Below are 17,042 nucleotides of genomic sequence, written 5' to 3'. Positions count from 1 at the left end.
CTGACTCAGGCGCCGGCCATTTTTTTAGTTTATCTTTCCTGCTTTCAACAGTTGCGTCCATTTTTCGCCGTCGAAGACGTACACACTGTTGTCCGATGTCGCCAGCAATAGCCGACCTTCTTGTATGAACAGTTCAATTGGGACGCTTTCCGCGTTCATCGATGGCAACTCAACGGTCGTCTCCGTCTCCTCAATCAAATCCGAGACCATAAGGTCGAACGAGGTACCTGTTTTAGCGATGTACGCCAGTTGTCCTTTTGCCGCGGCCATGGTGACGATATTCCTTTGATCATTGAACGGCTCGAACGTATCTCCCCCGTCGTCTGAGACGAGGATGCCGTCCGGGCCATAGACGAAGACGCGTTCCGGTTCGCTTGCATCGGCCATGATACCGGCGATGCCACGACCTTCAATCCCGTCCATCTTCATCGGCTCAAACGAGACACCGCCGTCGAGCGAACGATAAAATCCTGGTGCGAGCTCTTTTGTCGCTTGTTCTAAATACACGTAAAGGCTCTCGGATTCGAAGCCCGCACTCATATAGTGAAAATCGGCCTCGCCCTCTAGCGAACGAATTTCGAGCGTCTCGCCTTTCTCGGTTCCACGAACGACGCCGAGCGGATTCTTATACGGCGAATCCTGCGCCGGGTGACCGCTCGCGTAAAAGCCGTCCGCGACGAGCTCAAAGCCCATATAGTCATGCCGGTTCGACGACAACTCGTACCAACCGTCTTCCCTAAATTCCATCAGTCCTGTATGCGTCGCGATGACCGGGCGGCCGTCTTGCCAAAAACCGGCACCGTGAATATGGGAAACTTCGGTGTCTGCTGCTGTCGCTTCCCAGCGGTCTGGCACCTGTTCGGTTGTCGATTCCTCTTTCTCGACAACCGGCGCAGCAGTCTGATTCTCTGTTGGTTCCGTCCCGCACGAGGCAAGGAAGACAGTCGTCATTAACATCGGTACGAATAGCTTTCGTTTCATTCTCGTTCCCTCCATCTTTAGCATCTTCCCCAGTATAGATACTAAATGTGAAGAACTTGTTAAAGCTTGAGCGTTCGGGCGTTGAGCGCGACGATGACCGTACTGAGACTCATGAGCACTGCACCGACGGCCGGAGACAAGATGATGCCAATCGGTGCCAACACACCTGCCGCGAGCGGGATGGCAACGATGTTGTAACCGGCGGCCCACCATAGATTCTGAATCATCTTGTTGTACGTGTTGCGAGACAAGTCGAGAATCGACAGCACGTCTTTCGGGTTGCTCCGGACGAGGACGATATCGGCCGTTTCGACGGCGACGTCGGTCCCGCTTCCGATGGCGATGCCGACGTCCGCTTGGGCCAAAGCCGGCGCATCATTGATGCCGTCCCCAACCATCGCCACTTTGCTGCCGTCGGCTTGGACGGTTTGCACTTGCCGGGATTTATCGTCTGGTAGCACTTCGGCGTAAACTTCCTTGATATGAAGTTGCGACGCGACCCAATCGGCCACTTTCCGGTTGTCCCCAGTCAGCATAATCGAGCGGACGCCCCGATCTTTCAAGGCACGGACCGTCTCTTTCGCTTCATCGCGGACCATGTCCGCCAAAGCGATCATACCGACCAAGTCCCCGTCGCGAATCGTGAAGACGACGGTTTTGCCGGCTGCGGATAACCGATTGAACGCCGCTTCGTCGATCGAGAGCTCGTGCTCCCGAATATAGCGGGGACTGACCACTTGGACGTGTGCTCCGTCCACGCGACCTTCCAGTCCGACGCCCGTGATCGAGGCGAAATCGACGACTTCCGGCAACGTCAACTCGCGTGCTTCCGCTTCCCGAAGAATGCCCCGAGCGAGCGGATGTTGCGAGGCCGTCTCGACCGCGGCGGCCAGACGTAACACGTCCTCTTCTGTATAAGCGGACGTGGCTTCAATGTCCGTCACCCCGAAGTCGCCTTGTGTCAACGTGCCCGTCTTATCAAAGATGACTGCATCGAGGTGACGCGCCTCCTCGAACTGAGTCCGGTTTCGAATCAATAGCCCGCGCTTTGCCGACAAGGACGTCGAGACCGCCACGACGAGCGGAGACGCGAGGCCGAGGGCATGGGGACATGAGATGACCATGACGGTAACCATTCGTTCGACGGCCGTACTGACTGGATAACCAAGGGCGACCCAAATGACGAACGTCAGCACACCCGCTCCGATTGCCACATAAAACAATAGCTTGGCGGCCCGGTTGGCTAAGTTTTGCGTTTTCGATTTAGATTCCTGCGCCTGTTTGACCAAATCGATGACTTTCGCCAAATACGTGCTCTCTCCCGTGTTCGTAGTGGAAATCGTCATACTACCTTCTTGGTTGATCGACCCTGCAATGACGACGTCCCCCGTCTCTTTTTCGACAGGCATCGACTCCCCGGTCAACATCGACTCATCGACCGTCGTCCGCCCGTTCAGCAGTTCTCCGTCGACAGGAATCTGTTCACCTGGTTTGACGAGAATCATATCTCCAGTAGCGATTGCTGACACCGGAACGTCTTCAATGTCGTTCCCGCTGATGCGGTGCGCCACGCTCGGTAACAAACGAACGAGCTGTTGCAATGCGTTCGACGCGCCCATAATGGAGCGCATCTCAATCCAATGGCCGAGCAACATGATGACGATTAACGTCGCCAACTCCCAAAAGAAGTCATGTCCATGCCCATATCCGAACACGATGGCGACACTATAGAAGTACGCGACGCTGATGGCAAGCCCGATCAGTAGCATCATCCCCGGATTCCGTTGACGCAACTCGTCGATGCTGCCTTTCAAAAACAGCCATCCTCCATAGACGTACACGATTGTCGCCAACACGAATAACGTCTCCTTTTCATAAGGAAACGTGAGTTCGAAACCGGCCCACTCTTGAATCATATCTGACAAGATGAGAATCGGGATCGTCAGCCCTAACGAGACGAAAAATCGACGCTTATACGCTTCAATCATCCCTTCATGTCCGCCGGTATGCGCGTGATGCGTTTCTCCGTGTTCATGATGAGATGATGCGTGGTGTGAATGTTCCACGTTACCACCTCCTATGTATACCATATACCCCTATGTAGTATATAAAAACTTATTTTCTCATTTAACAAAAATTTCATAACTTGTTGGTATAACGGAGTAGGCGCTCATTTTTAGGTGAAAGGGTGATGCCATATGAACCGTTTAATAAAATGGATTATTGGGACGGGCATCATAAGTATCGTGATTGGGCTGACCTTCCTTTTGTTCACGTTTGCCCCGGGTCGCGGGATGATGGGTGACGGCTCATTCATGGGCGGGTGGAACGACGGCGGCATGATGCACGACAACGGCAGCATGGGACGCGGGAACACCGTCGATCTCGTCGCGTCGAACGAGCCGACTCAACCGCTGCCGATCCCGACACGACTGCAACCCGACCGCGTCACGGACGAGGCGCTCTATTACACGGTTCGTGCCGAACGCGGCGAGCACCGATTCTTCAATCAGGGCGTCAGTAGCGAGACACTTGGTTACAACGGGAGTTTGCTCGGACCGATGATTGAGTTGCCTACAGGAAAGACAGTTTATATCGATACAATCAATCAACTCGATGAACCGACCTCTTTCCATTGGCACGGTCTCGTCATTCCTGGTGAAGAAGACGGCGGTCCACATCAATTGATGGCCCCGGGCGAGCAAAAGCGAGCTCGTCTCGATATTGACCAACAACCAGGCACGCTTTGGTTCCACCCACATCCGATGGGTGCAACGGCTGAACAAGTATACCTCGGTCTGGCCGGACTTCTTTATGTAACGGATGACATGTCTTCCAGTCTGCCGAACGAATATGGCGTCGACGACATCCCGCTCATCGTCCAAGATCGTCTTTTCACAGACGACGGTCAACTCGATTACGATCGCCAGATGAACATCGATGGCACGATTGGAGATACGCTGATCGCGAACGGTGCGATCAATACGACGTTCGATGTGACGACGAAGACGTTGCGCGTCCGCCTCGTCAACGGGTCCAACGCACGGAACCTCGACTTCTCATTATCGAATGGAGCGTCGTTCACTCAAATCGCGACCGATGGCGGCTTAATCGACCAACCCGTTTCACTTGAGACGTTGAAGCTCACACCGAGCGAACGCGCCGAGATTTTAATCGATTTTTCAGACCTTTCGCTCGGAGACGAGCTCGCCCTTGAGGCGGACGGGATTTCGTTCACGACATTCACGGTGCGCAGCAAAATCGTACAGAACAGGGACTGGACCGATGCTTTCAGGGAAGCTCCGGTCGCTAACGAATCGAGCGAAGCTGACCGCCGCCTTACTTTATTCGGGGTGAGCCACATGGTGACGATTGACGGCAAGCAGTTCGACCCGGACCGAATCGACATCAATGTGCAACAAGGTACGACCGAGGTGTGGGAGATTTATAATCGAGATGACATGATGGGCGGAATGACCCATCCGTTCCACATCCACGGTGTCCAGTTCCGGATTCTCGAACGGGACGGCAAGCCGCCGCCCAATAACGAACACGGCTGGAAAGACACGGTCGCCGTCGCACCAGGAGAGCGCGTCAAAATCAAAATGACGTTCAGAGAGTCAGGGACGTTCATGTATCATTGCCACATCCTCGAACATGAAGAAAATGGGATGATGGGACAATTGAACGTGAAATAATCATATTTTACTTGGAGGGAACAGCGATGAAATGGAATAAGAAACTTGGCGTAATGACGATGGCACTTTCACTCAGCGGTTTGCTCGTCGCTTGCGGTGAAGACGACACGACGGATAACAACACGCACATGAATGATCAGATGGAAGAGACGATGGACCACGGGGATATGGACATGTCCGGTTCTGGTGACGTGCCGGCAGGACTTCAAGATGCCGAGAATCCGACGTTCAATATCGGAGATCAAGCCGTCATCACCGAAGCCCACATGCCCGGAATGGAAGGGGCCGAGGCGACCATCGTCGGCGCCTATGACACGGTCGTCTATAGCATCTCGTACGACCCGATGCATGGGGGCGAACGCGTGCGTGACCACAAGTGGATCATTCACGAAGAAATTGTCGATGCAAAAGCTGACGCTTATGAGCCGGGTGATGAAGTAACAGTCGATGCCGAGCATATGAACGGCATGGGCGGCGCGACCGCAACGATCGACTCCGCTGAGGAGACGACGGTTTACATGGTCGATTTCGAACTGGACAACGGAGAACGTGTCACAAACCACAAATGGGTGACCGAAGACGAACTGTCCGCGGAATGAAGAAACAACAACCTTCATATGGAACGCTCACAGCGAGCTTGCCCGATTTGGGCCGGCTCGCTTTTTAGAATGTCAATATATTTTTTTGAAATATAAATGTAATATTAAAATATATTTTTGATGATAAAATTTAAATTATCAGGTTCATTATATCGCACATACCACTTTCTCACATCGAAGGGATTTACATAAAAATGAAAAAGAAATTAATGACAATTGTATTAAGCGCACTACTCACCGTCGGCCTTCTCACCCCTGTCTCGACACCGGTCGAAGCGTCGACGTATTACAAAGCCGAAGTGACGACGAACATCTTGAACGTCCGATCTGGCCCGAGTACGGCGTATCCGATCGTCGGCACGGCCAAGCTCGGTCAGACGTTTTCGGCGCAACACACGACGGCCTCGTGGACGAAAATCAACTTCAACGGCACGTCCCGCTACGTCTCGAGTGCATTCATCAAGCCGTACGCGAGCACGACGCTTCAAACGTCGTCGACGACGAAGCTCCTCATGCCGACGAAAGGCACGTTGACGCAAAAGTATGGTCCGGCGAGCGGCATTTACGGCTACACGTTCCATAATGGGATTGACCTCGCAGCAGCGAAAGGCACTCCGGTCATCGCCGCGTCTGGCGGACAAGTCATCGTCGCCCGCAACGCCGGCGCCTACGGGAACCACATCATGATCACGCATCAATTGAACGGCCAGTCGTACACGACTGTTTACGCCCACCTCGATCGCTTGAACGTCGTCCAAGGCCAGACGGTGTTACGCGGCGCGACCATCGGCACGGTCGGCAACACCGGCAACTCGTTTGGTAACCATCTTCACTTCGAAGTACATAAATCGCCATACGTCTACAGCAGTAGCGCACCGGCGAGTAGCCTCAATCCGTATAACTTCTTTTGACACCTCCCCTCCATCCCGCATCGGATGGAGGGTTTTTCAATTCGTCCCGGATTGAAGCCGAAATTGATTGGTACTTTATTGTGACTATTGGTTTTGGCTTCATTGACGTATAATGGAAATCAAAAGATAACTATTTTCAAACGGACGTTTCGTCTTCATATATGTGACAGAGTTAACAAGAGTGAAAGGAGGTTCGCTTATGGAACGTAAGCAGTTCTATCCGTCGCGTCGGCACCATCACCGAAATGGAGGAAAACGACCACTCTCCGCCAAACGCACCCGGTCGCCCCACAGTTTCCCGATCGCTTCGATCGTCGAAGAGGCGCAAGACGCGATCTGTTATATCGACTTCACCCGCAACCACCTCTATTCGAACGAAGAGTTGCGCGCGATGTGCCCAGCGATGGTCACCCGCCGTTTCGAGGACGTTACGGCGCTCACCGCCTTCTTTTTCGCGCGCTTCGAAGAGAACGGGGCTGACCTTGACGCAATCGCCCCGGTCTGGCAAGAGATGCTCGACAACCGCTTCCTCGGTTGCCCGAACATGGACGCCCACCGCCTTCATCTTGGGGAACGGGTGATTCAACTCATCTTCAACTTCACGAACACGCCGCGCGGTGTCTTCATCATGTGGCGTGACGAGACGGAGACGATTCTGTTCGAGGAACAAAAGGACGCCTTCCTCGCCGAGCTGTCACACGACTTCCGGACGCCGCTCACGGCCATCAACGGCTACGCTGAGCTGCTCATGTATCGGCACACCGACGACGAGAAGACGCACGCCATGCTCACGCTCGTGAAACAAGAGGCCGAGCGGCTCGAACGGCTCGTCGACAACTTCCTTGACTATCAGCGCGTCTCGTATTCCGAAGAACTGTTGACGCGGCAACCGATTGATTTGTCGCGACTGCTCGAATCCGTCGTCTCGAGCTATGACGCGACGTCGGCCAACCATCGTGTGACACTGTCGACGCCTGAGTCGGCCACGATCGAGGCCGACCAAGACAAGCTGCTCCAACTCGTCCACAATTTGGTCGGCAACGCCATCAAATATTCCCCGGACGGTGGGACGATTGACGTCTCGGTCACCGATGAGGACGGGACGCTCGTCTTATCCGTTAAAGATTCTGGTATCGGCATCCCGGAGGAGGCGCTGCCGTATATCTTTGACGAGTATTACCGCGTCGACTCCGACGCCCACCGTCCGATTAAAGGGACCGGGCTCGGCCTGCGCATCTGTAAGCGGATCGCCGAGGCGCACGGTTGGGGCATCCATGCCGATTCGGTTTACGGGGAAGGGACGACGTTCGCGATTTACCTGTATTCGCCCATTGCGACGAATCAACCAGTGCACGACTAAAGGGATGCGGCGCGGCCACATCCCTTTCCTGTGTCTTCCTTTTATTCGCTCGATGTCCCCGTACGTTGGTGATGGATGTCCGCACGCGGCGACATTCCGAACAAGCGGGCGTATTCTCGGCTGAATTGCGACGGACTTTCACAGCCGACTTGAAACGCCGCTTCTCCGATATCGGCCGACTGCATCAAGAGCAAGCGCCGCGCTTCTTGCAGACGCAGCTGCTTTTGATACTGGAGCGGACTTAACGTCGTCACTTCTTTGAAGTGCCGATGGAGAGACGAGACGCTCATGTTTCCAACTTGGGCGAGCTCTTCATTGCGCAATACTTTGGTGAAGTTGCCCATGATGTAGTCAATCACACCCTTGATTTGGAACGCTCGACTGCCTTCAGACGATAGATGCGTCAACACATCGCCGAACGGGCCTTGTGCCAATAAATAGAGCAGCTCTTTTTTATAGAGCGGGGCGAGTGTGGCAATATGCTCAGGTTGCTCGACGAGTTTCGTCAATCGCAGCGTCACATCACGCAATGCGTCATCACTCTCACCGACGAACAATCCTCGACGCTGTTCCCCCCTTGGTATATCAGTTTCTCATCACCGAGCAACACTTCTTTCTCACCTTGGAGCACGAGACAGTAGGACGGTTTGTTCACCCGAGAGATGGGGTCAGACACGACAGACTGATGGATAAAATATAATGACGGTACTTCCATATGATGAATCCCATCACCTGCGATCCCGCGCTGGACGATATCAATCATTTCTTGAATTGACGGTTCGATGAACGTCACGCTCCCTTACATCATTTTTATTAGTATACTGCATCGTTCATAGATGTGGACATTCTTCACGAACACGTTGAGCGGATTAGGCAAGTATCCGATTGAATCGAACTAACATGACGTTAGGACTAGACGCTATAATGAATAAACCTGATGTGCCTACACATAAAGACAGAAACCGACCGACCTGAACCACGTCATGTCTCACCTACATATTTGATGGAAAGGAGACTGCACGATGACCGAACATCGCCCTACCTCACACGATCGGCACCAAAATGCCGAAACGACCAGGCCATCTCCCATATTTCCTTTCATCAATCAAGCAATCGATGCGATTTGTTATATCGACTTGGTCGAGTTTCACTTTTATGCGAACGACCGCTTGCACCAACTTTATCCCGCGCTCGAATCCACTGCATTCCCGACTCATACGGCACTCGCCGACTACATTCAATCAGCATTGTTACGGTCCGGCTGTTCGAGTGAACAGGCGATCTCGTTTTGGGACTTGACGTGCTTGACGTCTGCCGATGATGGCGAACAGACCTTGCCAATCGACGGCCGCGCCATCACACTCTCGTTCCACCTCGTCCATCCACGTTCCGGCGTCTTTATCGTCTGGCGCGACATGACGAATGAAGTGACTGAAAAAGAACAACACGATGCGTTTTTGACAGGTTTTTCACGCGAAGTGCAACATCCGATTACACTCATTTCTAGCTATACGGAGCGGCTATCACGCAATCGTGACCTCGACCCTGTCTCAAAAGATTTGTTGCATGTCGTTCGCCTGGAAGCGGAACGGTTGGAGCATCTGCTCACGAGCTTCCTCGCTTATCAACAGCAAGCCAGGCATGACGACTTGACGGTGAAGACGTTTTTGCTCGACCCGATTCTCCAAAAGATGTGCGCCCACTATAAAACCATCTCACCGTTTCACGAGATTGCACTGTCGATTGCCGAGCCGCTTGTGATCAAAGCAGATGAGCAGCGCCTCTTGCAGCTACTGCATAACTTGATCGGCAACGCTATCCGCCACTCGCCGGAAGGGGGCACGATTCGACTCGGTTTGACGCGAGTGGAAGGAACAGCTGTCCTCAGCATCCATGATTCGGGCCTCGGCATTCCGTCCCACTTGTTGCCCCACCTCCTTGACAGTCGCGGGTCTGACGATTTTGACCTCGGTCTCTTGTTTTGCAAACAAATCGTCGAAGCGCACGGTTGGAGCATCCATGTCGAATCGGTTTATGGAGAAGGAACGACTTGCTTCATCGAACTGCATACGCTTGATGTGGAAGCGATGAACGAGAAATAAATTGTAGAGAATATTTTCTACTGAATCCGAGACAGGTGCGTCATCCGTGTGATGACGCACCTGTTTTCGTTATTTCGGATTAAGAATTGACATTTTTTAACGGTCTGTTACGTTTTAAGTATAGTGTTTTTCAAAGGAAGTGACATTTTGCCGTTTACCGCTCTTTTATTGAACGCCTCCGTGGCGTTCACAGGCTTCTACTTGATTTCAAAACTGTATCATTCCGATCGCTTTGGGTCCTTTCGATTCCGGGGCTTCTTAATCGGACTAATGACCGGGGGACTCGGGCTGTTCCTCATGATGAACGCGGTCCAAGCGAACGAGGAAGTACGCGTCGACTTGCGCTATTTGCCGCTCGTCCTGCTCGCCTTTTACGGGGCCCGCTTCCCGCTCTTAATCGCGACCGTCATCATCGCAAGCACCCGCTTTCTGTTCGGACTGACCGACCAGGCCGTCGTCGCATTCATCGCCACCTTCGTCATCGGCGTCGGCATGTGGTGGATTCATCGGCACGTCCATCGCCTATTGTTGCAAAGCATGCTGTTACACGTCTGGGCGCTCGTCATCACCTCGATCTCGATTCTCATTAACCTCGGATGGAACACCGCTTACGTCGAAATTGTCTTGACGTTCTGGGTCGTCGGACTGCTCGTCGGGACACTCGCGAGCCTGCTCGCCATCGACTTAGAACAAATGACGCGACGTTCCAAGGAGTATAAACATTCAGCCGAACGCGACCATTTGACCGGTTTGTTCAATCGCCGGATGTGGGAGGAGCGGACGACATCGCTCGTGTCCGAGAGACGAGCGTATAACGTGCTCGCCCTCGATATCGACCACTTTAAACACGTGAACGATACATACGGTCATCCGAACGGCGACCTCGTCTTGAAACGGTTCGCCGAACTGTTGAAGGTTGAGACACGGGCCCATGACGTGGTCGCACGAATCGGTGGCGAAGAGTTCGTCATCCTCATCTATGACTTGTCTCCCGAGAAAGTGGTCAAAGTCGCCGAGCGGATTCGGGAACGAATCGCGGCCGAGGCGTTCATTCTGTCGGACGGGACGTCGATTCGAATCAGCACCTCGATCGGCATCGCCCACGGGAGCGCCTTGCCGGTCGAGTCGATGAGCAGCCTCGCCGACACGGCGCTCTATGAAGCAAAAGACCAAGGACGAAACCGGACGGTGGTGCGACATGCCAACGCACACATGCTTGTTCCGAACTAAAACAGGAGGGTTAGTGTAGATGACGTCCAAAAGACCTCTCCCCACGTTTCAGATTACTTTTGCTTTATTGATGTTAGGAGCGGTCGTGTTTTTGCTCCATAAGATCCATCAACGAGAAGCGTTTTTGAAGGAAAACTTATATAATCAGTTTTCAATTGAGAGGAACGATTATGACGTCGAGTTCGATTTAACTCAGTTTGGCTACTTGTATCGATTGGAGTTCGAGGACGAAACGAGAGTAGACTATGAATTCTTCGTCAAATCCAATCAAGGTGCGTACGTCGTCACCTACTATGGTCATAACTCATATGGCGATTCACCTTTGAGAGAAGACGAATTCATGACTTTGAACGAAGGCTATTGATTATGAAAAAGAGGCCACTTGATGCGAACAAATCGCACCAAGTGGCCTCTTTCTGAACTTTCATTGCTGGCGCAACAACTCGACTTCATCCGTCATGACCGCGTCGACATGCGTCGTGTCCGGGAGCTCGTTCGGATCATTGATCGTATAGAGCCGCGTCACGATCCCGTTTTCGCTTAATTTCACCGCGTCCGCTGTCCCGACGAACGCGGGCTGGGCGTGGACGGCCTCGGCTTGAATGCGTTCGACGAATTCAATTAATTCGGGATGCCCGTCCTGCGTCAAGACGGCGATTCTCGCTTCAGGCGCGACGTCACGCAGTCGGACGAGCGTGTACGGATTGAATGACGAGAAGACGACACGGTCTTCGAGTCCGAACTCTTCCGTTGCGAGCCACGCGAGCCGTTCGATACCAGCATAGTCGAACTGGTCCGTTTTCAACTCGACGTTCACCGTGACGTCATGTGGTGCGACAAGGGCGTACACTTCCTCGAGTGTCGGAATACGTTCCCCATCGGCCTTGAGTTGGCGAATTTGTTTGAGCGTCATGTCTTTCACATAACCGCTCCCGTCCGTCGTCCGGTCGACCGTCTCGTCATGGATGACGACGAGGCGGCCGTCTTTCGTCCGTTGCACGTCGAGCTCGATGCCGTCGACGTAAGGAAGCGCCGCCTCGAACGCGCGGAGCGTATTTTCCGGATGCTTGGCGCTATACCCGCGATGAGCGTAAAGCTGCATCTTATTGCCCCAAGGTGGAAGTCGTCTCGTCGGCTGCGCGCTTCAACGCGTCCTCGACCGACACGCCTTGATACAAGCTCTCCATCGCGTTGACGACGCTTTGACGTGACTGCGGGAACGACGAGATGAGGGCGCCTTGCGTTGCCGGTGACGTCTTCGTCTCGCTCAACTGATCGACCGTCACTTTCAGCTGCGGGTACTCGGCCCACACGTCTTCGACAATCGGCTCGTTGTAGGCGTCCGGGTTGATGGCGAAGTAGCCGGTCTCGACGTGCCATTTCGCCTGCGCTTCTTTCGAGGCGGCAAATTTCATGAACTCCCACGCGCCTTGTTTCGTCTCGTCGGCGATGCCGTCACCCATCCAGAGCGAGGCGCCCCCGATGACGACACCTTCGCGGTCCGCCTCATTCGGTACCGGCAAGTATGACACGCCGACGTCAAACGGTGCGTTGTCGACGACCGTCCTTACACCGGCCGACGAGTCGAGGTACATGGCGACGTTGCCCGACTGGAAGGCGGCACGCATGTCGTCCCAGTTTTGACCGACGTTCAAGAACGTCTTCTCGTCGTACATGTCTTTAATCAAATTGAAGGCGTTCTGTCCCTCTTCCCCGTCAAACACCGCTTTCGTCGGAGTACCGCTGCGACCGTTGTCGTTGTCGACGTAAAGCCCGCCCTGTGCGGCGACGAGCTGTTCGAAGAACCAGCCGTAGTTGAGGATTGTGAAGCCGGTCTGGCCGTCACCCGTCAGTGCTTTCGCCGCCTGTTTCAATTCGTCATACGTGCGCGGCGCTTTCTCTGGGTCGAGCCCGGCTTGTTTGAACGCGTCCTTGTTGTAGATGAGCACCGGCGTCGACGAGTTGAACGGCATCGAGTACTGCTTGCCGTCGACTTGATAATAGCTCAAGATGTTCTCTTCCCAAACGCTCGTGTCGAAGTTCTCTTTATCGATGAACTCTTGGACCGGTGTGATTTTGTTCGTGTCGATCATATACTTCGTTCCGACCTCGAACGTCTGCATGATCGCCGGGGCGTCCGCCGAACCGGCGACGGCGTTGAACTTCGTGAGCGCCTCTTCATACGTCCCTTGGAAGATCGGTTTCACTTCATAGTCGTCTTGTGAGGTGTTGAAGTCGTCGACTTGGTTGTTGAGCGCGGTCTCTAAGTCCCCGCTCATCGCATGCCAAAACACGACTTCCGTCTTCCCGTCTGCGGTCGCCGAGGCTTCCGGCGCCGCCTCCTCGCTGCCACACGCCCCGAGCAATAACACCGAACTGGCCAACCCTGCGAATAATGCTTTTTTCTTCATGTAAACTTCCTCCTTTTATTTGATTGCGCCTTGCGTCAAACCTTCTTGCAGTTGCTTTTGTCCTGCGAAGAGTAAGAGTAGTGTCGGGATGATGATCATGACGACGGCCGCCATGACGACGCCCCAGTCCGAGGCGATCTCGTTCGACTGCATCTGTTTGATCCCGATTTGCACCGTTCGCGCCTGCTCCGTGTTCGTCACGAGGAGCGGCCATAAGTACATGTTCCATGTCGTCAAGAAGCTATACACCGACAACGTGACGAGCGGCGTCTTCGAAACCGGTAAGACGACGTTCCAAAAGAAACGGAAGCGGCTGATGCCAGCGATTTGGGACGCCTCGTACATCTCGTACGGAATCGTCTTGAACTGTTGTCGAAGTAGGAACGTCCCGAACGCGAGCGCGAAGAACGGAACCGACAACCCCCACACCGAGTTGAGCCAGCCGAGCGACTGCACGGTCAAGAAGTTCGGTACCATCGTCGCTTCCCACGGCACCATCATCGTCGCGAGGAACAGCATGAAGATGAGCGCTTTCCCTTTGAAGTCGATGAAGACGAACGCGAACGCGGCGAGGCTCGACAAGACGACTTGCCCGACCATGACGAGGAGCGCGACGACGAGACTGTTCACGAGATACGTCAATAGCGGGATCCGGTCGAACGCGGCGACGTAGTTCGCGAGCGATGGTTCTTGTGGGATGAGATTGCCTTTTAACACCTCGCTCCCGTCCATGAGGCTGATGGAGAACGCATACCCGATCGGGAACAGCATGACCGCCGCGCTCAAGACGAGCAGCGTGTATACGAGTGCATTTCGCATCGTCATTGGTAATGCACCTTCCTTTCGACGAGCTTGAACTGGAGCCACGTCAACAGGAGCACCGTCACGAATAAGAGCACGGCCTGCGCACTCGCCCCGCCGACGTTGTAGTTGATGAACGCGTCCTTATAGATGGCGTAGACGATGACGTTCGTTGAATTCGTCGGACCGCCTTTCGTCAGCAAGTCGATTTGCCCGAACGTCTGGAAGGCGTTGATGAGCGAGATGATGCCGACGAAGAAGAGTGTCGGCGACAGCATCGGAATCGTGATGGCCCGAAGTTGGGTCCAGTAGTTCGTCCCGGCGATGTCCGCACTCTCATAGAGCGTCCGGTCGATATTTTGCAGGCCGCCGAGGAGAATGAGGAACGTGAACCCGACGTTCATCCAGACGGTCGCGAGCGACACGGACAGGAGCGCATATTGCGGGTCGAGGAGCCACTGGACCCCGCTCGCCCCGACCGCTTCTAAAAAGCGGTTGAAGATACCGATCGACGGGTTATACATGAACATCCAAATGACCGATGACGCGGCGACACTCATCCCCATCGTCGCCGAGAACGTCGTCCGAAAGAATCCGATGCCGCGCAGTTTCTCGTTGGCAAGTAAGGCGAGGCCGAGCGCGATGAGGATCGTGAGCGGCACGGTCAACGCGACGAACCCGACCGTCGCCTGGACGCTCTGCCAAAACGTCGCGCTCGTGAAGAGCCGGGCGTAGTGCCCGATTCCGACGAATTCGAGCGGCGTCCCTTGCGTGTCCGTCCGGAAGAAGCTCAAGTAAATCGTCCGGAGAAGCGGATAGACGAGGAAAATCCCGAACAGCGCAATCGACGGCGACAAGTACAACAGCCCGCTCACCGCGTCCGAAATCCGTGTCTTGACGCGTTGTCTCGGCAATGCGACCGTCATTGGAACACCTCCAGCGCCTCGAATAGTTTCGGCTGACGCGGTTCGATGCGGTCACCGCTCGCGTCAAAGAGCGACATCTGTTTCGGGTCGACGTAACAGGCGACCTTCTCCCCAATCGAGAGCGGCCACTGCCCCGACCATTTGGCGAGCCATTCCGTCCCACCGACGTCAAAGGCGAGAATCGTCTCCGTGCCGAGCACCTCGATGTTTTTCAACTCGGCGTAGAACGTGACCTCGTCATGGGCCGGTAAAATCTGCTCCGGACGGACGCCGAGCGTCGCCGTTTCTTCTGTCGTCATCACGTTCGGCTGGAACTGACGCCCATCCGCGGCGACGAAGCCTTTGTCGCTTCGTTTCACCGGCACCAAGTTCATCGGCGGCGAGCCGATGAACGAAGCGACGAACGTGTTCGCCGGCTTGTTGTACAAATCGAGCGGCTTCCCGACTTGTTGAACTTCCCCTTCGTTCAACAGCATCATCCGATCGGCCATCGTCATCGCCTCGACTTGGTCGTGCGTGACGTAAATCATCGTCAAGTTCAGCTTGCGTTGCAGCTGCCGAATCTCCGAGCGCATCTTGGCACGGAGCTTGGCGTCAAGGTTCGAGAGCGGCTCGTCCATGAGACAAATCGGCGCCTCGGTGACGATGGCCCGGGCCAGGGCGACCCGTTGCCGTTGTCCGCCCGACAGCTCGCGCGGCTTTCGCTTCAAATAGTCGGTCAACCCGAGCGTCTCGGCGGCCGCATGGCACCGTTCGCGCTGCTCGAGTTTCGTCAGCCCTTTCGTATGTAGGCCGAACGTGATGTTCTTCTCGACGGTCATATGCGGATAGAGCGCATAGTTTTGGAACACCATCGACAGTTGGCGCTCGCTCGGTTTGAGCTCGTTCGCGGCGACACCGTCAATCCGGAGCGTCCCCGCCGTGATCGACTCAAGCCCGGCGATCATCCGGAGCATCGTGCTCTTGCCGCAGCCGGACGGTCCAACGAGCGCGAAGAACTCGCCCGCCTCGATCGTGACGTCGATGCCGCGGATGACCTCGGTGTCACCATACGACTTTTTGATTTGTTGCAATTGAATCGACTTCATATGATGTCCTCCTTCATTCCTTGTGACGCCCAGAGCCGCTCGTCTCCCGTCGATACGGCAAGCGCACCGTGCGATAGCGCTTGATGCACCTCGATCGGCTTACGAATCATGCCGCCCGTCACGATTGGGAACTGCACGCTCCCGGCGACGTGCTCGATGACGTTCGGGATGAGACCTGGCATGAGTTCGAGCGCGTCCGGCTCGTGGTCGTTCGCCATCTTGATGCCCGACGTGACGGCGTCCGAGTCGACTAAAAATAAGCGCTGTACCGTCATGAGCCCGGCGCGTTTCGCGTGCTGGATGACCGACGCCTTCGTCGTGACGATGCCGTCGGCGCCGACGCGTTTCGCCAAATAGTCGATGCCATCCCGGTCGAGGCTGATGCCATTGATACGCTCGGCATGCAAGAAGACGGTCTTGTTCTCCCGTTTCAGATGTGACACGTAGCGGTCGAGCATGCTGAGTGTGCCCATCATGAGGAACGTCGTCGTGACGTCCGATTGAAGGAACTTTTCGAATTGTTTCGGCGACTTGATGGAGGCGATCATCTTCTCCTCGCCGATCGTGCGAAGTGTTTCATTCACTTGACTCACCCTTTCCTAGAAAAAAGGACCAACAGAAACTAGACGTCAATGACGTAGTGGCTTCTGTTGGTCTCTCGAATGTTCTACCGATTGCTATTCACTTGGCATGAGGGGTCTCACAAGTCCTATCGTAACGGACGAATGTAAAGCATCTGTGAAGCGTGTGCAAAAGTTTGTGAAGCGTACGTAAAAAAATCGACTCACAAGGAGTCGATTCATCCATAATCAATCTCAATCGATAGCGCCAATCCTTCACCAGCACAATTACAGATTATACGAGCAGGAAAGCCCATACCGGGCATAGCCCGCCTTTAGGCATGGGATGAACGTGAGTTCGGATGTGAAAAACAT

Annotated in this window: 15 protein-coding genes and 1 pseudogene; 6 read left to right on the top strand and 10 right to left on the bottom strand. The window is 54.4% G+C overall.

Going from position 1 to position 17,042, the window contains the following annotated elements; translation table 11 throughout:
- Positions 1-24 precede the first annotated feature (24 nt).
- Together KNP76_RS10340 and KNP76_RS10335 are read right to left on the bottom strand one after the other, a co-directional pair.
- Positions 25-981, bottom strand: coding sequence for a F510_1955 family glycosylhydrolase (locus KNP76_RS10340; RefSeq protein ID WP_214844475.1), 957 nt, complete (start codon positions 979-981; stop codon positions 25-27).
- Between the two features lie 59 nt (positions 982-1,040).
- Positions 1,041-3,071 (bottom strand): heavy metal translocating P-type ATPase, encoded by a 2,031-nt coding sequence (locus KNP76_RS10335; protein WP_214844474.1) that lies wholly within the window; start codon positions 3,069-3,071, stop codon positions 1,041-1,043.
- A 108-nt stretch (positions 3,072-3,179) separates the two neighbouring features.
- Between KNP76_RS10335 and KNP76_RS10330 the strand changes: the two genes are divergently transcribed.
- The 4 genes from KNP76_RS10330 (at position 3,180) to KNP76_RS10315 (ending at position 7,549) form a co-directional block, all read left to right on the top strand.
- Positions 3,180-4,679, top strand: coding sequence for a multicopper oxidase family protein (locus tag KNP76_RS10330; protein WP_214844473.1), 1,500 nt, complete (start codon positions 3,180-3,182; stop codon positions 4,677-4,679).
- Positions 4,680-4,705: 26 nt separating this feature from the next.
- Positions 4,706-5,278: a YdhK family protein gene (locus KNP76_RS10325; protein ID WP_214844472.1), complete on the top strand. Its 573-nt coding sequence runs from the start codon at positions 4,706-4,708 to the stop codon at positions 5,276-5,278.
- Between the two features lie 209 nt (positions 5,279-5,487).
- Positions 5,488-6,189, top strand: a complete 702-nt coding sequence (locus KNP76_RS10320) for a peptidoglycan DD-metalloendopeptidase family protein (RefSeq protein WP_235193425.1) — start codon at positions 5,488-5,490, stop codon at positions 6,187-6,189.
- Positions 6,190-6,388: 199 nt separating this feature from the next.
- Positions 6,389-7,549 carry a sensor histidine kinase gene (locus tag KNP76_RS10315; RefSeq protein WP_214844471.1) on the top strand — a complete coding sequence of 387 codons (1,161 nt, stop codon included), beginning with the start codon at positions 6,389-6,391 and terminating at the stop codon, positions 7,547-7,549.
- Between the two features lie 41 nt (positions 7,550-7,590).
- On the opposite strand, the gene KNP76_RS16070 is transcribed toward KNP76_RS10315, so the two are convergent.
- Together KNP76_RS16070 and KNP76_RS16065 are read right to left on the bottom strand one after the other, a co-directional pair.
- The gene (locus tag KNP76_RS16070; RefSeq protein ID WP_371816213.1) at positions 7,591-7,839 is read right to left on the bottom strand and encodes a helix-turn-helix transcriptional regulator; all 249 of its coding nucleotides are present in this window, start codon (positions 7,837-7,839) and stop codon (positions 7,591-7,593) included.
- A gap of 180 nt (positions 7,840-8,019) precedes the next feature.
- Positions 8,020-8,264, bottom strand: a pseudogene (locus KNP76_RS16065) (AraC family transcriptional regulator N-terminal domain-containing protein); the annotation flags it as partial.
- A 307-nt stretch (positions 8,265-8,571) separates the two neighbouring features.
- Between KNP76_RS16065 and KNP76_RS10305 the strand changes: the two are divergent.
- Together KNP76_RS10305 and KNP76_RS10300 are read left to right on the top strand one after the other, a co-directional pair.
- A complete protein-coding gene (locus KNP76_RS10305; protein ID WP_214844470.1) occupies positions 8,572-9,651 on the top strand; it encodes a sensor histidine kinase in 1,080 nt (359 codons plus the stop codon).
- Positions 9,652-9,798: 147 nt separating this feature from the next.
- Positions 9,799-10,881: a GGDEF domain-containing protein gene (locus KNP76_RS10300; RefSeq protein WP_214844469.1), complete on the top strand. Its 1,083-nt coding sequence runs from the start codon at positions 9,799-9,801 to the stop codon at positions 10,879-10,881.
- Between the two features lie 424 nt (positions 10,882-11,305).
- Here the strand turns inward: KNP76_RS10300 and KNP76_RS10295 are convergent, their stop codons facing one another.
- From KNP76_RS10295 to KNP76_RS10270, 6 genes are read right to left on the bottom strand one after another with little or no spacing between them, the layout of a single operon-like run.
- Positions 11,306-11,983: a glycerophosphodiester phosphodiesterase gene (locus KNP76_RS10295; protein WP_214844468.1), complete on the bottom strand. Its 678-nt coding sequence runs from the start codon at positions 11,981-11,983 to the stop codon at positions 11,306-11,308.
- A 1-nt stretch (position 11,984) separates the two neighbouring features.
- On the bottom strand, positions 11,985-13,292 hold the full coding sequence (locus KNP76_RS10290) for an ABC transporter substrate-binding protein (RefSeq protein ID WP_214844467.1): 1,308 nt from the start codon (positions 13,290-13,292) through the stop codon (positions 11,985-11,987).
- Between the two features lie 15 nt (positions 13,293-13,307).
- A complete protein-coding gene (locus KNP76_RS10285; protein WP_034807295.1) occupies positions 13,308-14,117 on the bottom strand; it encodes a carbohydrate ABC transporter permease in 810 nt (269 codons plus the stop codon).
- Complete coding sequence (locus KNP76_RS10280; RefSeq protein WP_214844466.1) at positions 14,114-15,019, bottom strand: carbohydrate ABC transporter permease; 906 nt, start codon at positions 15,017-15,019, stop codon at positions 14,114-14,116. Before KNP76_RS10280 ends, KNP76_RS10285 begins: the two co-directional genes overlap by 4 nt.
- Complete coding sequence (locus KNP76_RS10275; protein ID WP_034814553.1) at positions 15,016-16,107, bottom strand: ABC transporter ATP-binding protein; 1,092 nt, start codon at positions 16,105-16,107, stop codon at positions 15,016-15,018. The genes KNP76_RS10280 and KNP76_RS10275 overlap by 4 nt, the downstream gene beginning before the upstream one ends.
- Positions 16,104-16,691 (bottom strand): glycerol-3-phosphate responsive antiterminator, encoded by a 588-nt coding sequence (locus KNP76_RS10270; protein WP_371816209.1) that lies wholly within the window; start codon positions 16,689-16,691, stop codon positions 16,104-16,106. The genes KNP76_RS10275 and KNP76_RS10270 overlap by 4 nt, the downstream gene beginning before the upstream one ends.
- Between the last annotated feature and the right edge of the window lie 351 nt (positions 16,692-17,042).

This window comes from Exiguobacterium sp. s150 (assembly GCF_018618435.1).
Lineage (GTDB): Bacteria > Bacillota > Bacilli > Exiguobacteriales > Exiguobacteriaceae > Exiguobacterium > Exiguobacterium alkaliphilum.
Note: the sequence above shows the minus strand (reverse complement) of the source record. Positions and strands in the feature narration are given on the sequence as shown.

Coding starts and splice junctions, on each gene's coding strand:
- KNP76_RS10340 (WP_214844475.1), bottom strand. CDS start 981: ATGAAACGAAAGCTATTCGTACCGATGTTAATGACGACTGTCTTCCTT.
- KNP76_RS10335 (WP_214844474.1), bottom strand. CDS start 3,071: ATGGTATACATAGGAGGTGGTAACGTGGAACATTCACACCACGCATCA.
- KNP76_RS10330 (WP_214844473.1), top strand. CDS start 3,180: ATGAACCGTTTAATAAAATGGATTATTGGGACGGGCATCATAAGTATC.
- KNP76_RS10325 (WP_214844472.1), top strand. CDS start 4,706: ATGAAATGGAATAAGAAACTTGGCGTAATGACGATGGCACTTTCACTC.
- KNP76_RS10320 (WP_235193425.1), top strand. CDS start 5,488: ATGACAATTGTATTAAGCGCACTACTCACCGTCGGCCTTCTCACCCCT.
- KNP76_RS10315 (WP_214844471.1), top strand. CDS start 6,389: ATGGAACGTAAGCAGTTCTATCCGTCGCGTCGGCACCATCACCGAAAT.
- KNP76_RS16070 (WP_371816213.1), bottom strand. CDS start 7,839: ATGAGCGTCTCGTCTCTCCATCGGCACTTCAAAGAAGTGACGACGTTA.
- KNP76_RS10305 (WP_214844470.1), top strand. CDS start 8,572: ATGACCGAACATCGCCCTACCTCACACGATCGGCACCAAAATGCCGAA.
- KNP76_RS10295 (WP_214844468.1), bottom strand. CDS start 11,983: ATGCAGCTTTACGCTCATCGCGGGTATAGCGCCAAGCATCCGGAAAAT.
- KNP76_RS10290 (WP_214844467.1), bottom strand. CDS start 13,292: ATGAAGAAAAAAGCATTATTCGCAGGGTTGGCCAGTTCGGTGTTATTG.
- KNP76_RS10285 (WP_034807295.1), bottom strand. CDS start 14,117: ATGACGATGCGAAATGCACTCGTATACACGCTGCTCGTCTTGAGCGCG.
- KNP76_RS10280 (WP_214844466.1), bottom strand. CDS start 15,019: ATGACGGTCGCATTGCCGAGACAACGCGTCAAGACACGGATTTCGGAC.
- KNP76_RS10275 (WP_034814553.1), bottom strand. CDS start 16,107: ATGAAGTCGATTCAATTGCAACAAATCAAAAAGTCGTATGGTGACACC.